This is a genomic window from Methanoregula sp. (assembly GCF_041645475.1).
In the GTDB taxonomy this organism is placed as follows: Archaea; Halobacteriota; Methanomicrobia; order Methanomicrobiales; family Methanospirillaceae; genus Methanoregula.
In genome coordinates, this window is the sequence record NZ_JBAZQA010000010.1 from 1 (window position 1) to 13,853 (window position 13,853).

Below are 13,853 nucleotides of genomic sequence, written 5' to 3' on the forward strand. Positions count from 1 at the left end.
CTGCTCGGATCTCATTCTTTATTCGGCGGGCAATTTGCCGGTGTTTGACCATATTCGGCGCCCGCCGACTATTTAGATCTTACCGTTATCCATAGCCCAAGCTAAAAAAATTAGTGAAGTACTGGGACCGGAATACCGGTCCATGACTCCCGCTAAAACCACCGCAGCATCTGGAGCAGACTGCCTTACTCCGGCCAGGGAAAATCAAATATAATTATTTTATATATAATGAAAATAATCATACCGGAATGGGCATAGGAGAGCCGGAACGGCAGGGCTTTTCCGGTCCGGTTGCTCGCTTGCGGGAACAGAAACGATCGTTCTCCAAATGGGAACATGCTTTTCGCAAAAACAATTACACAAGAGGTAAACTATGGGATGGTTAGGGAATCTTTTAAAAACCGTGGCGGGAAGTCAGCCAACCGAGCTGATCTTTGTTCCATCAATCCCGGCACCGGACAAACCTGATATCGGTAAAGAGATCCAGCCCGATGCGTGTTACATCGAGCTGTACCTGGAATCGCTGCGTCTGACTCGGGCCCGCCGGTTTGCAACCCGGTTCCATGCAGTTGCCTATTCCTTTGTCACACTCTCGCGGGAAGGAGAGGCGCGTTCACAGCTTGCCGCGGTTTCAAAACCGGATAAACTTGCAGAACTCGATGCAAGTTCGCTGGACCGTGTCATCACCATATCCAAGCAGATGATGGGTGCTACCCCGTTCCGCGGGGGCCCGGTGTCGGTGGAATTTGGCTTGTTTTCAGTCAAGAGCGGAAACCTGTTAACACCGGTTCTGGACTACATCACCAGGGTTTCGTCGGTTGCGGGAATCAGTTACGTGGGCACGATCAAACCGTTTTTGCCACTGATCACGGAGGGCATGGATCTGATAGCGGGTCAGCAGCAGGACACGGCGCTGGAAGTGGGTGTCGATACCGATCTTGCGCTGACAACAAGCTGCGTAGCAGCAGTCCTTGCCCTTCCCAAGGGATCGATTGATGTAAAGAAACTGTCCCTGGACAGTGACAGCAGACTTCTCCTGGACGGAAAGCCTCTCGAGTGCGGTTACGCAGTGTTCTCGCTCCGTAGGTCACTGGAGAAGTGGGACTATGGCGAAATACCCGATCTCAAGGTGGGGTATGCCGCGATTCAGACAGCAATCAAAGAGAACAGGATCACAGATGCAAAGGAGGCTCTTGCAGCGTTCCGTCGTACTGCTATCACGTCAGCGGACCTTATTCCATCCGATGCAGAAAGACTGGTTGAGAAAGCAAAGAAAAAAGTCGAGGACGCATTTCCTTCACAGGGTTTAGTAGCCAAGAGCGCTCGCAAGAAGCCGGTTGAGAAGCTGTCCGATATCGGGCTCTACGACTAACAACGGATGGCGTACCTCATTGGGAAATTTCGGGTGCTGCCCGGACCGGATGGGAGTCCGGGCACTAAAAATCCGATAAAAAAAAAGGCAGTGGAGGTCCGGTCTCCGGCTTCCTGGACAACAGCAGGTATCCCCTGCCCGATCACATCTTTACGGGAACGGTTCGGACCCGGTGGCTCGCGGAGCGTTGAGCCGGGTAAAAATTACGATAGAAAAGGAAAAAAAATCAAAACTGCAAAAAAGGTTACGTTATTTTTGCTGCTGCAATATCGGCAAGCTTGCGGAGCGTTTCATAATCGGCCGCAGTTCCGTTTGTATGGATCTCCTGGTACACGTCCTTTTTTACAAAGGTAATCAGGTACCACAGTGAGTTATCACCGTTATCGGTAATTTTCAGTGCACTGCTGGAATCCCCGATCCCTGGCACGGGTAATACTTCATAGGACAGATTCGCACTGGTTTCCTGAATGGTCCAGTTCTTATAGGCGCCCATGGTATCAGGAATGATAAGCGTGATGTTCTCAGCGGGATACACAGAAATGATCTGTTCAAAGACCGTCCCGGGTTGTGAAGGGTCATTCTTCAGGTACACGGCATAATATCCTTTCTTCCACCCGTGATCAACGGCCCAGGCGCGCATTTCAGAGACATTTCGTTCAGCTTTTTCCACTAATGTGAAATTTGCCGGAATATCGGAGGACGCAAACACCATCTGCGAAGGCTCGATCGCCGACAGATTGTTACCGGGGAGCGGTGATGCCGGCGGGGCCTGTGTTGTACATCCTGCAAAACTGACCGAGAAGATGACAAGAAACGTCATCAGCAGTATCATTGGAGTTAAGGATCGTTTTCCCATGTCAATCATGGAATCCCGGGGTACAAAAAATGTTCGACAGCAGGGCATGTGACAGGCATTTTTGGAAAATGAATACACAGGATCCAGGCAAACAGGGGCATTTTTGAGCCGGTAAAAAAACCCTGGCAGACATTTTGGGAGGCGGTTCTCCGGAAAAGGGTGGCCGGATCAGATCGAAAAGAACCCCATATTCGGACCTTCGATGGGAGAGGGGATATGAACCCTCCACTGCCGTCCGGCATAACAGGACGTGCCCCTCCCCGGGATCTATTCTCCGACGGAGACGGTCTGCGAGGGATTGGTTGCAGGAACCATTCCACAGGAAATTGTGTCCACGCCATTCAAAAAGTCTTTGCATTTTTGTTATTTTGGTGAAATACCCTCATTTCAAGGAGATCAAACCTGAAAAACAGCGGGCCTGTACGGGGAGGCATTTTTTAAGCCACCGGTAACCCGTTTCCGGATAAAATCCCTGCTGCAGGACCGCTATGAACGAAATGGGATCGGGAAGAAATTTAGCCCGGGTTGGCCCGGGTTTTTCAGCCGGAAAAAGAGGAGAACGGGCAGGGCTGCGTATAATAGCGGGGCGGAGAGCGGGTTTTTTGGAGGGGGCTGACATTTTCCCGCGGGAGTGAGGCCCATTTCCCGGGCATTTGCCGGAGATACCCGGACGTCTCCGTCGTATTTTCAATGCCGGCAAATCTCCGGACGAATCTGCTGACAAGTATGACCCGTATATCAAAAATAAAAGGATACGGAGAGAAACCGTATCAAAAATGGTGATAGTGAAGTGAGATCACTTCTTCTTCCCAGCTGCTGGTTTCTTTGCTGCTGGTTTCTTCGCTTCCGGCTTCTTTGCCGCTGCCTTCTTGACTGCTGCTGCCATCTGGTTTCCACCTCCTACCGGAAAGGGTTATTTTTCTTGTTATTTTCTTGATTAATAAATATTTTGGTCGGAATAGAACTTTGGGGCACAGAATCGCAACCAATCTTAACTTTACCCAGCGAAAAATGCCAGTATTTGACCAAAAACGAATTATACGATTGATATGGATCGAAATGCGCAATCCTGCGTATAATGCCCTGTTTCTTAAAATAACACCTAATTGCTTATATCAATCCATGACCCCGCAGGGTAGTACGAACGGGGAAAAACCGCCCGCGCTCTCAGGCTGCCTTGATCATAACCGGGTGCAGGGCCGGTCCGGATGGAACAAACGTGAGATATCCCTGCACCAGCAATAGTATTAATTCCGAAGGCGCCCACCGATAGGATATGAAGAAGCAGTTTGTGCTCGGTCTCATCGGGGGATTCCTCGGGATCATCACAGCACTCTATGTCATCGCCACGGCCACCAGGAACGATGTCCTCCTCTCAGGCGTCCAGGGAGCACTCTTCTCCTGTCTCGGGCTGATGGGGGCGGCCATTGCGAGCAAGGACACGCGGTTTGCCGGGTGGATGCTCATGTTCGCAGCAATATTCATCGCCCTCTCGGTACCGATTGCCGGGTCCCTGAACCTCTTCACCCTGTACCTGCCGGCCATCATCGTCCTTGGTATTGCCGGTATCCTCTGCTTCATGGAAAAGCCCGCTGAACCGGAAGACGAAGAAGGAGCGGAAGCCTGAACCCTGAAAAACAGACAGGACCTACCCTTTTTTTATTTTCCCGGAAATTCCGGTCCGGTTGAAATTACCATTTTCAAGTGTTTGCGAATTCTCCAGTACGAAAGGAGCCAAGCCCCGCATTCCCGCGGAGGATGGTGGCATGAAACAACTCCCCCGGGGCAGGTTTTTTATCTCCCGCCAAAATTTCTGGAGAGCCGCAATTCCCAAAACAACCCGGGCGAAAAAAAGAGCGGAAAATTTTGCGTCCAGAAGGCCGGACACTGGCAGATTAAAAAAAATTATGCTGTTTTGATCTGCCCCTGGATCTCCCGGGACAGGATGACCGTTGCAATGACGATGATTATGTAAAGGATGATAGCAGTAACCGCAAGCGTGAGGTACTGGCTGCCATTCGTCTCAAGGAAGCGGGAGGCCGCATAGATGAGGGAAGAGACCGTAATGAGCGTGACACTGATGAGCGTTGCCCGAACAGCAGTATACATCCGGCTCCGGATATCCGGAAATATCACAAGCCCGAAAAGGCCAAGAGCCCCAAAACCGATCCCTGCGGCAAGGAGGAGCCAGATCAGGATATCTGCTGCGAGGATCATGCGGTCTCACCCCGGAAACGGACCCCGGCAATCAGGACTGCAAAACAGATGAGCACGAGGATGACGGTGATGTTCAGGACAAGGAGATTTCCAAACGCAATACTCACAAGAAGCCCCGTTGCTGCTCCAAGCGATATGGCCACGATTGCCGCAACAAGCCGGTCGAACCGGCTCTTGATCCGGACAACGCGGAGGAGTGCCCCGAGCGTGAGCAGCGCGAGAAAAAATACAGCCAGAAGCCAGGTATCGATCATCATTTCATAAAGAGTGGAAGATTGGTGCATATCAATGCTCCCGCCCGGTACTGCCGGCTTTGGGTACGACCCTGCCCGGTTCTCCGCCCTGCTCCTCATTTTTTATTATCGGAGCGCGAATAAATACAGAAGATGCGACCCTCCTACCTAGGCAAGATCCTGCTGCGCTGGTGCGATCACTGTCACACGCCGGTCCTTGCCCGCACGTGCGCCTGCGGGGCTGAGACCCGGGAAGTCCCGGTAACCCCGCCCGGCGATGCCCGCCCGGCATTTCCGGATGACATTGCGCTCGTGAACCGGATCTACGAAGAGCACTTTGGCGCCCCGCTCATTCCGGAAGGACACCTTGCGCTTCTCAATAAAGTGCCGGACAACGACCGGATGGAGGAGGTCGTTGCCGGCGGGGGTATTGTCGGCATCATCCGCTATTTCCCGGACCGGAAAGAGTGGGAGCCGGTTCCCCGCCCCGAGGCAGGCCTTCTCTTCACCCCGACAAAACGGTTCGTTGTGGTGAGTGATGACGCGGTCCCGTTCATACGCGACCAGGGCATGAGCGTCCTTCGCCCGGGTGTTATCGCAATCGAGGACCATGTCAGGGCCGGAGACGAGGTCCTCATCCTTGCCCCGGACGGAAAATGTATCGGGGTTGGCCGGGCAAAAGTCGATGCAGAAACTGCCCGCGCCATGGAAAAAGGGCAGATCGTCCGGACACGGCGCAATATTGCCTCCACGGTTGTACCGGGAGCTGCCACGTGGGAAGATGCCGTCAAAGCAAATGCCGGCGTCCTGGAGCGGGCGGAAGGAGAAGCCGTCCTGTTCATCCGGGAGGTGGCAGGCCGGAACCCGGGCCTCCAGCCCAACATCTCGTATTCCGGGGGAAAGGACAGCCTCGCAACCCTGCTTGTCGTACTAAAAGCCATAGGCAACGTCCCGCTGCTCTTTGCCGATACGGGCCTTGAATTCCCGGAAACGTACGCAAACGTGGATGAGGTAGCAAAAAAATACGGTCTTGAGGTGCTCCGCACGGATGGCATCACGACATTCTGGGAGACATTTTCCCGGCAGGGCCCGCCGGCAGTCAATGCCCGGTGGTGCTGCAAAGTGTGCAAACTGACCCCGGTTGCAAAACTGATCAGGGAGAAGTGGGGAGAATGCCTCTCGTTCATCGGCCAGCGCCGGTACGAGTCGGCAGCCCGGGCCCAGAGCGAGCGTGTCTGGAGAAATTCCAATGTCAGGGTCCAGCTCTCCGCAGCCCCGATCCACAACTGGACTGCCCTGCATGTCTGGCTCTACATTATGCAGGAACAGGCCCCGTATAACGTGCTCTACCGGCATCACCTGGACCGGATCGGCTGTTTCATGTGCCCTTCCAGCGATATGGCATTGATCCACATGATCGCTGATGAGTACCCGGAACTCTGGCAGTCCTGGACAGAAAAACTGGAAACGTACAGGCAGTCCGCGGGACTCCCCGAAGCGTGGATTACCGATGGCAAGTGGCGGTTACGGGAAGAGGGAAAGGATGACGCAGATAGCCATTATTGATTACGGCCTCGGGAACTTAAGGAGCGTGATTCGCGGCCTTGAAAAGGCCGGGGCTCAAGCCACGATCACGTGCAATGCGGAAGAGATCGCAGCAGCCGACGGCCTGGTACTGCCGGGAGTCGGGGCATTCCACGAAGGAATGGAACAGCTCGGAAACCTGAAAACCGTTATCACGGAATCTGTCCGCGATGTCCCGCTCCTTGGCATCTGCCTTGGCATGCAGATGCTCCTTGAGACGAGCGAGGAGCACGGGATCCATGCCGGTCTCGGCCTCATTCCGGGAAATGTAAAGAAGTTTGCCAAAACTCCCGGTAAAAAAATTCCCCACATGGGCTGGAACTCCCTCACGATCAATGATCCGGAGAGCCCGCTTTTTGCCGGGTTCGGGAAGGATGAATACATGTACTTTGTCCATTCCTTTTACGCAGAGACAGCGCCTGCATTCACTCTCACGACAACGGATTACATCTGCCCGTTTGCATCATCCGTTGCCAGCGGCAATACGTACGGGGTCCAGTTCCACCCCGAGAAAAGCGGGGCTGCCGGTCTCCGCGTGCTGGAAAATTTCATGGGCATGATCTGACCCGGGTCAATAGTACCGGAACAAATGGGTAACATTTTTAATGCCTGCAATGCGATCCTGTAGGCATGAAGAAGATCATTTTCCTTGGCCTGTGCCTGCTTGTCCTGATAGGACCGGTATCCGCATACGGCCTCTACCTGTCCTGCCCGGAGAGCGTTCAGACAGGTCTTCCCCTGAAGTGTTCCATTGACAGTGATTTCCCACCCGGGACTACCTTCAGCATTGTCCTGTACCAGACCCAGTACACGGCTACCCAGATTAAATCCGAGAGCGTGACTATCCAGGACAAGCAGCAGACCCAGTACAGGCTCCTGGATACCACGGGCCTGCCCGGGGGAAATTATAAGGTTGAAGTGAAGTTTCTCGGTGCCGATGAACCGCGCCTGAGATCGGATTCCAAAACCCTGCAGCTGGTCGAGATCATCGACCGTTCCGATCAAATCACCATTACCTCCCCCATGACCCAGAATGTTGCTGACGCTCTCCGCATTGAAGGGGCACTGACAAAAGGGGGTACTGACGGGATCCAGCTGGAAGTAAGGGACCCGGATGGCGGCAAGGTCTATGGGCCGCTCTGGATCGGAACTACCAATGACATGAGAACCGGCGACGGGAAATTCGCGCAGAAAGTGGCCGTTACAACTCCCGGGAATTATGAGGTTTCGTTCTCCGATTCAAAAGGATATATCAGTACGGTGACGTTCAGGGTTGGTACTCCGACAGCCGTTGCTACATCAGTAGTCCCGACAACAACTACCGCCAAGGTCACGAAGACGGCCACGTCCATCCCCACCCCCTGGCCAAGCGCAACCCAGTCCCCGCTCTCCCCGCTGGCAGGTGTTGGTGCAGTCCTGGCTGCGGGGCTTCTCGCAGCATACGTGATCCGGAAATAATTTTTAGTTTCTTTTTTTTGTGCTCTGCAGGACACATCGTGTATTCATGAAGCACCTCCGGGTTCGCCCGCAGGATGCGCTGTTGTGGCATTCCCATAAAGGTAGTCACACACACAGGATGGAGTTCCGTCAACAGGTTTGGGAGCCGGGGGATCTTCCGGCATTTCCTTGCACGGAGGGAAGAGGCGGTCACATTCAGATGGATGGAGAACCCGGGTGAAAACGAAAAAACCGTATCTCTTAAAAAAACCTGCAATAACCGGTCTGTTTTCTGGATAGTTCCCATCATTGCGCTGAATGTCACCGCCCCGGTCGGTGCTCCCCGCAGCGGTTCAGTGACTACAAAATACAAACATCCGTTACCCGCCATGCCGGATTGACGCCGGGTTGTGGAGGGGTTGGAGGGGGAATCCGGTAAAAAAATTCCAGACGCAATCCTGCACGGATGCCGTGCAGGCAAAAAAGGATTATTTCTTTTTCCAGAGATAGGCTTCGTAGCAGAGCAGAACAAAGATGACCAGCACGCCGCCAAGGAAGAAGGCAAGGGCGAAGTCAGACCCCGTAGTTGCCGCATACCCGGAAATATCCGGCGGTGGGGATGCCCGGGCAACTGCCTGGTACACGACGCCGGACGGCTCCGCGGTTGTATAGGTACCAAAGGTCTCGTTGAGCGCATTTGAACTGTCCCGTAAAAGCCCGGTACCCGAAGAGACATTGGGAGCAACAGCCTCTGAAATGGCCTTCGCTGTATGAGTCTCCATGCCCCCGTCATAAACAGCGGCTAACTGCGGCCCGGTTCCGCCAGCCTGGCTGCCACCTTTTAACAGGGCCGGACTAAAGAGCGGGGACAAGGCTGCCATAAGCATGGAACAGACTGCAACTATCCCAAAGAGGGTGGCATACTTCAGCAGCAGGGATCGCACGTTCGAGTGCCGGGGAGCAACGATCAGGAGCTGGTTGGTGAGCGTATAGATCTTCACCTCACGCCCTTTGACGCTGTACTTGGTTTCCGCAACCGCGATGAGTCCGGCATCCAGCAGGTTCTCCAGATGGTACTTGGCCGTATTCATCGGGAGCTTGAGGTGATCGGCAATGTCGGTTAAGCTCTTTGGGCCTTCCCCGAGCAGGTGAAGGATATCCCCACCGGTCTGGCTCGACATTGCTTTTGCTATCTTCTGCGCCCGCTGGTCACCGGGTTCCAGGAGTACGATGTCGTCAGCCATTGAGTGCAGCAATGATTCGTTCGCGTCCGACATTCAGTGCAAGGTCAAGCTGGTTTGCATCCGGGCCGCCGCCCTGGGCCATCGAAGGTTTCCCGCCGCCCTTTCCGCCAAGGAGACTGCAGACCTGGCCGATGATGTCACCGGCATTCACCCGGGAATCGCCGGACGCAAGAACAACCCGCACGGTCTCGCCGGAGGACGCAAGGAGGGCAACGCCACCTTTTGCGGCAATGCCGGTTGCAAGGGTGGAGAGTTCCTTCTGCGGGAGATCCACGCGTTTTACCACAACTTCAATACCGCCGAGAGATTCGCCCGTGATGGTCTGCAGTTCCAGTTCCACGAGCTTTGCACTCGTGCGCTCGATATCCTTCTTTAGGTCTTTCCATTCGGTGAAGAACCGGGTGACCGTTGCCGGCAGGTTCTCCGGCTGAACGGACAGGATATCCGAGGATGCCGACACGATCTGCTCGAGGTGCTGCATGTAGAATATCGCAGCAATTCCTGCGGCAAACTCGATCCGTTCGATCCCGTCCTGGATGTGCTCGACCCGGATGATCTTGATCATGCCGACTTCCCCGGTGCTCCGGCAATGGGTACCGGCACAGGCCTCGATATCGCCGGCAACTTTCACAATGCGGATATCCCGGCCCGGGGGAACGCCACCCTGGTACAGGGAAAAGCCGTATTTCTGCTCGGCATGGGTCCTGTCCTCAACCGAGATGTCGACAGACTGGTTGGCCATGATCATCCGGTTTGCCGCAACTTCGATGCGGTGAAGCTCGTCTGCGGTGATATGCTTGAAGTGCCGGATATCCACACGGGAACTCTCGCTGCCTTTCTGTGCACCGGCCTGGTGGATGTGGGCGCCGAGAACTTCCCTTGTTGCATGCAGGAGCACGTGGGTTGCCGTGTGGTGGCGCATCAGCGACCAGCGGCGTTCCTCGTCAACCATGCCCTTGACCCGGTCGCCCCGCCCGAGCATCCCGCCCGTGATATGGTGGAGCACAACCTCGCCAACCTTGACAACGTCATCCACACGGACCATGCTTTCCGTGCTGACGAGCGTCCCGGTATCGGCCGGCTGTCCGCCGCCCTCCGGGTAGAACAGGGTCTGATCGAGGACTGCATAGCTGTCGAAGAAATCGATGACAACCGCTTCGAACTCGATCGATGAGGGCTGTTCGTAATACAGTTTCTTTGTCGGCGGGAGGCCCTGCACGCGGGCAGAATATTTTCCGGTCTTGTCCTCTTCTGCCTCTTTCTTGGATTCCGAGTGCTGGTCAGCAACTATCGAATAGAAGTTGTCCGGCAGATCAACCACTGCGCCTTCCAGCGCCGCAATATCCTTGACCATCTCGGGCTGGATGCCGTGGGAATCATAGAGGGTGATAATCTCGGAGAGGGGAACACGCTGGCTTTTTGCCTTGTAGGTTTTTGCAACTTTCTGGACAATCCGCGTGCCGCGTTCGAGGGTGGCTGCATATTTCTCGGTTTCCCGGTCAACGATCTCGCGGACTACTGATAAGTCCTGCTCAAATTTGTTTATGCCAAGGATCCGGGTCTGCTGTTCAATGAAATCGGCAAGGGGTTCCTGGATCTTGAGCTCGTTCATCATCCGGAGCGTCCGGCGGATGACAAGCCGTGCAAGGTAACCTTCGCGGACATTGGAGGGTACAATGCAGTCGCCGAGCATGTAGGCAAGACACCTTGTGTGATCCACGACCGCGTACACCTTCTCGATGGGGCCCATCATCTTGTCGAGTTTCTCGGGAGAGACATCGATGGCTGCTGCCACTTTCTTTCTGAGGTTGAAGAGGTTGGTTCCGGAGATGTCCATGAGCCCGGCATATTTTGCGTTCAAGGAAAGGATCTTGGTGTATTCCTTGTTGTCGAGCATATGGTTGAGGCCGGCAGCGCTCATGACCCGGCTGACCATCTCCGGGAAGACCGCATCGTAGATTGTGGGTGAACCCTTCGACGCCCAGACAAGCCGTTCGAGCCCGTAACCGGTGTCAACGATACGGAGCTTCATCGGGTAGTACATCTCTCCTTTGAGATCATAGCCGGGCTGGCCGGTGTTCTGGCGTCCGAGACTCATGAATACAAGGGTTGCAATCTCAAGGCCGCCAATGAGGACTTCAACGCTCGGCCCGGCATTCCCGCCGCCGATCCACGGGTTCTCCTTATAGGTCACCTTGTTGATGTCCCCGCCAACGGAAGCAATGAACTGGTCACACAGCTCAACGGTCCGGTCTTTCCAGTAAATCTCCTCCGAGGGTGTGTTGAAGGCATGGTGTGCCATCATCTCGAACGTGGTTAAGTGGCGCCCGGATTTTCCAACGGAGTCGAGGTCGTTGAGCCGGATGCACGGCTGGGAGATGGTGAGCGGGTTTGCCGGAGGCGGCACAACCCCGCTTGTAACATACGGCTGGAAATCCGCGATGGATGCGATGGTGAGGTAAATATCATCCCGCCAGCGGGCTGCAACCGGGTACCGGTCGATCCGTGTATGCCCCTGCTTCTCAAAAAAGGAGAGATAGGCCTCGCGCATGGTATCGAGGGTGTGGGGTTTGAAGATCGGGTTGCCGATGAAATTATAGGGCTCACAGGGAGCGTCCCCGCAGATCTCCCGGGTGGGATCGCGGGTCCAGAAGGCTGAACCGCAGGCCTTGCAGGTCTTGCGGACAAAGCCCTGGGTCTTGAAATAATCGAGCTGGTATTCCTCTTCAAGCATGGATAATCACACAATCTTCAGTACTGTTGATTACGAACGGTAATTAGGGTATTGTTCCGGCTTAATCCTTCAGCGTATCCCGGGGTATTTGGGGGTTTTAAAAAAAAAACGGTTGCCGGTAAATCCGGACGGTGTGGACATCCAGAATGAACTGTCGATCGGTGCAGCCCCTGGTATCACCTGCACGGCCCCGGACATCAATACTTCCGGTAAATATCCCTGGATCTTTTTTTCTTTTTTCAGTGAGTCTGATAACCACGGTATTTTTTTGATTTACCGGGTCAGAGTTTTTTTGAAAATTCTGTCCGGTTGCCGAGTCCTGGCAGGTAAAAACACGGTTCCGGTCAGGAATTTTTCAGTACATCACGATGTGAGATATTAACGGCGTTTTTTACCGGTTAACGTGGCCAGGTTACGAAATCAGGTTTCTGCAAACCGGTATGCCCGTTCCGGTATGGATATCTCGAACCGCACCCCGTGACCAACGTCTCCTGTTTCGGTAATCGTGATGCCGGTAATTGCAAGGATCTCGCGGGCAAGGAAGAGGCCAAGGCCGGTATTCTTCCCGTATTCCCGCTCGAAGATCGACTCTTTTTCATCGGCCGCTATCCCGGTGCCGTTGTCTTCATAGAGAATTGTCAGGCAGTTTCCGGCATCCCGTGCAGTGATCCGTATTTCAGATACCGGGCCACCGTGACGGAGCGAGTGGTTGATCAGATTTGAAAATACCTTCTTCATGAGGGGATCGGCATAGATCTCAAGGCCACCGGTATCCGCGTGGACAGATATGCCGCCCAGGTCCATGGATTTCTGGATCATCCGTATTGAGCCATCGACCCGGATCCAGCCGGGGGGCTGGACACCAACGTCCTTGTAATCCCGCGTGAAGATAATGAGATTTGCAATAAGATCTGCAACAGCCTCTTCTTTTTTGATGATGTCGGTCAGGGATTCACTGACAGGCTGTTTTTTCATGTACCGCATATATCCCCGGAGGACGGTGAGTTTGTTCAGGATATCATGCCGCGTGATACCGGTTAAGAGGGCAACCTGCTGGTTTGCTTTCTTTAATGCTTCCTCAGCCCGTTTCCGGTCCGTCATGTCCAGAAGCGTTACGGTAACACCGGATTCCGGATTCTGCGGGTCGAACGGGCTGAGACTCATGATCACATCGATGACCGTGCCATCCTTTCTCCGGATCCGGGATTCCGCCATACCAACACCCGTATCACCCGGGGGACGGTACAGTTCATTGCTGATACGGATGTACTCGGAATCGTCCAGGTACAGGAGTTTTGTGTTCTGGCCGGTCAGTTCCTCTGCGGAGTAGCCGGTAATGGTGCAGAGCGAGTTGTTCACTTTCTTAAACACCCGGTTCACGAGGAGCCCGACACCAACCGGGGTGGCATCCAGCATACTCCGCAGAACAGCATCGTTCTCGCGAAGGGCGTCTTCTGCCCGCTTGTGCTGCTCGACTTTGGTCTGCAGCTTTACCGTCCTCTCCCGGATCCGCTCCTCGAGTTCGAGCTGGTAGCGCTTCATCTCGGATATATCTTCAAAGATCATCCCGACCGCGTGGGCTCCGCCTTCAAAGACCAGGGGGATAAGTTTCATCTTGAAATACCGGTCGTTATCCCCGGTTTCAAAATGTACCTCCCGGGAGACTTCTGTGCCATCGAGTGCCTGTTCAAGGGAAACCATGTACTCTTCCGTGAACCAGGGTGCAAAGCCGGAATGTTCGATCTTTTTTCCTTTCAGGGCATCCTTCTCCAGGTTGAAAAAGGAGAGGAACGGTTCGTTAACCTCCTGGATAAAAAGATCGCGGTCAAGAATCAGGATCAGATCTGAGGAAAGACTCAGCAGGTTGGTCAGCGGCAGGCGCTGGGAGAGGTAGAAGATCTTTGCCCGGCCAAGTTCACGCAGCTCTGCCTGCCCGGTCATCATCAGGGAATTGAGGTATTTTGCAGCCGTTGCCCGGTTGAGGGAGAGCTTTTTTGAGACATCCTCAATAGTCAGACCTTTCGGGTTCTCCTTAAGGAGATTTTTTATCCGGTCCTGCTCGCTTTCCTTTTCCATAGGGCCTCAGTCTTCAACCATTTACTATCCGGTTCACATTATTTAGCATTATTGGTCGTCATCAATAATAAATATCAATAATCGTTATTGAACAAAATAT

Annotated in this window: 11 protein-coding genes; 5 read left to right on the plus strand and 6 right to left on the minus strand. The window is 54.1% G+C overall.

Annotation, left to right across the window (positions count from 1 at the left end):
- Nucleotides 1-373 precede the first annotated feature (373 nt).
- Nucleotides 374-1,372, plus strand: coding sequence for a hypothetical protein (locus tag WC598_RS09020; protein ID WP_372961162.1), 999 nt, complete (start codon nt 374-376; stop codon nt 1,370-1,372).
- A gap of 244 nt (nt 1,373-1,616) precedes the next feature.
- Here WC598_RS09020 and WC598_RS09025 read toward each other — a convergent pair whose 3' ends face one another.
- The gene (locus WC598_RS09025) at nt 1,617-2,204 is read right to left on the minus strand and encodes a hypothetical protein (RefSeq protein WP_372961163.1); all 588 of its coding nucleotides are present in this window, start codon (nt 2,202-2,204) and stop codon (nt 1,617-1,619) included.
- 1,300 nt (nt 2,205-3,504) lie between these two features.
- On the opposite strand from WC598_RS09025, the gene WC598_RS09030 reads away from it, so the two are divergent.
- Nucleotides 3,505-3,855 carry a hypothetical protein gene (locus tag WC598_RS09030; protein WP_372961164.1) on the plus strand — a complete coding sequence of 117 codons (351 nt, stop codon included), beginning with the start codon at nt 3,505-3,507 and terminating at the stop codon, nt 3,853-3,855.
- Between the two features lie 278 nt (nt 3,856-4,133).
- On the opposite strand, the gene WC598_RS09035 is transcribed toward WC598_RS09030, so the two are convergent.
- Both WC598_RS09035 and WC598_RS09040 read right to left on the minus strand, forming a co-directional pair.
- Nucleotides 4,134-4,445 carry a monovalent cation/H(+) antiporter subunit G gene (locus tag WC598_RS09035; protein WP_372961165.1) on the minus strand — a complete coding sequence of 104 codons (312 nt, stop codon included), beginning with the start codon at nt 4,443-4,445 and terminating at the stop codon, nt 4,134-4,136.
- A complete protein-coding gene (locus WC598_RS09040) occupies nt 4,442-4,729 on the minus strand; it encodes a hypothetical protein (RefSeq protein WP_372961166.1) in 288 nt (95 codons plus the stop codon). Before WC598_RS09040 ends, WC598_RS09035 begins: the two co-directional genes overlap by 4 nt.
- A 102-nt stretch (nt 4,730-4,831) precedes the next feature.
- On the opposite strand from WC598_RS09040, the gene WC598_RS09045 reads away from it, so the two are divergent.
- The 3 genes from WC598_RS09045 (at nt 4,832) to WC598_RS09055 (ending at nt 7,720) form a co-directional block, all read left to right on the plus strand.
- Nucleotides 4,832-6,244, plus strand: a complete 1,413-nt coding sequence (locus WC598_RS09045) for a phosphoadenosine phosphosulfate reductase family protein (RefSeq protein WP_372961167.1) — start codon at nt 4,832-4,834, stop codon at nt 6,242-6,244.
- Nucleotides 6,222-6,827, plus strand: a complete 606-nt coding sequence (gene hisH / locus WC598_RS09050; protein ID WP_372961168.1) for an imidazole glycerol phosphate synthase subunit HisH — start codon at nt 6,222-6,224, stop codon at nt 6,825-6,827. The genes WC598_RS09045 and hisH overlap by 23 nt, the downstream gene beginning before the upstream one ends.
- Nucleotides 6,828-6,892: 65 nt before the next feature.
- Entirely contained in the window at nt 6,893-7,720 is an 828-nt protein-coding gene (locus tag WC598_RS09055) for a hypothetical protein (protein WP_372961169.1), read from the plus strand.
- Between the two features lie 467 nt (nt 7,721-8,187).
- Here WC598_RS09055 and WC598_RS09060 read toward each other — a convergent pair whose 3' ends face one another.
- From WC598_RS09060 to WC598_RS09070, 3 genes are all read right to left on the minus strand, one after another.
- On the minus strand, nt 8,188-8,943 hold the full coding sequence (locus WC598_RS09060; protein ID WP_372961170.1) for an ArsR/SmtB family transcription factor: 756 nt from the start codon (nt 8,941-8,943) through the stop codon (nt 8,188-8,190).
- The gene (alaS, locus tag WC598_RS09065; protein WP_372961171.1) at nt 8,936-11,677 is read right to left on the minus strand and encodes an alanine--tRNA ligase; all 2,742 of its coding nucleotides are present in this window, start codon (nt 11,675-11,677) and stop codon (nt 8,936-8,938) included. The genes WC598_RS09060 and alaS overlap by 8 nt, the downstream gene beginning before the upstream one ends.
- Nucleotides 11,678-12,097: 420 nt before the next feature.
- On the minus strand, nt 12,098-13,753 hold the full coding sequence (locus tag WC598_RS09070) for a PAS domain S-box protein (protein WP_372961172.1): 1,656 nt from the start codon (nt 13,751-13,753) through the stop codon (nt 12,098-12,100).
- Between the last annotated feature and the right edge of the window lie 100 nt (nt 13,754-13,853).

What these genes read in the sequence shown, in the direction of transcription:
- WC598_RS09020 (WP_372961162.1), top strand. Translation starts at nt 374, where the DNA reads ATGGGATGGTTAGGGAATCTTTTAAAAACCGTGGCGGGAAGTCAGCCA.
- WC598_RS09025 (WP_372961163.1), bottom strand. Translation starts at nt 2,204, where the DNA reads ATGATACTGCTGATGACGTTTCTTGTCATCTTCTCGGTCAGTTTTGCA.
- WC598_RS09030 (WP_372961164.1), top strand. Translation starts at nt 3,505, where the DNA reads ATGAAGAAGCAGTTTGTGCTCGGTCTCATCGGGGGATTCCTCGGGATC.
- WC598_RS09035 (WP_372961165.1), bottom strand. Translation starts at nt 4,445, where the DNA reads ATGATCCTCGCAGCAGATATCCTGATCTGGCTCCTCCTTGCCGCAGGG.
- WC598_RS09040 (WP_372961166.1), bottom strand. Translation starts at nt 4,729, where the DNA reads ATGCACCAATCTTCCACTCTTTATGAAATGATGATCGATACCTGGCTT.
- WC598_RS09045 (WP_372961167.1), top strand. Translation starts at nt 4,832, where the DNA reads ATGCGACCCTCCTACCTAGGCAAGATCCTGCTGCGCTGGTGCGATCAC.
- hisH (WP_372961168.1), top strand. Translation starts at nt 6,222, where the DNA reads ATGACGCAGATAGCCATTATTGATTACGGCCTCGGGAACTTAAGGAGC.
- WC598_RS09055 (WP_372961169.1), top strand. Translation starts at nt 6,893, where the DNA reads ATGAAGAAGATCATTTTCCTTGGCCTGTGCCTGCTTGTCCTGATAGGA.
- WC598_RS09060 (WP_372961170.1), bottom strand. Translation starts at nt 8,943, where the DNA reads ATGGCTGACGACATCGTACTCCTGGAACCCGGTGACCAGCGGGCGCAG.
- alaS (WP_372961171.1), bottom strand. Translation starts at nt 11,677, where the DNA reads ATGCTTGAAGAGGAATACCAGCTCGATTATTTCAAGACCCAGGGCTTT.
- WC598_RS09070 (WP_372961172.1), bottom strand. Translation starts at nt 13,753, where the DNA reads ATGGAAAAGGAAAGCGAGCAGGACCGGATAAAAAATCTCCTTAAGGAG.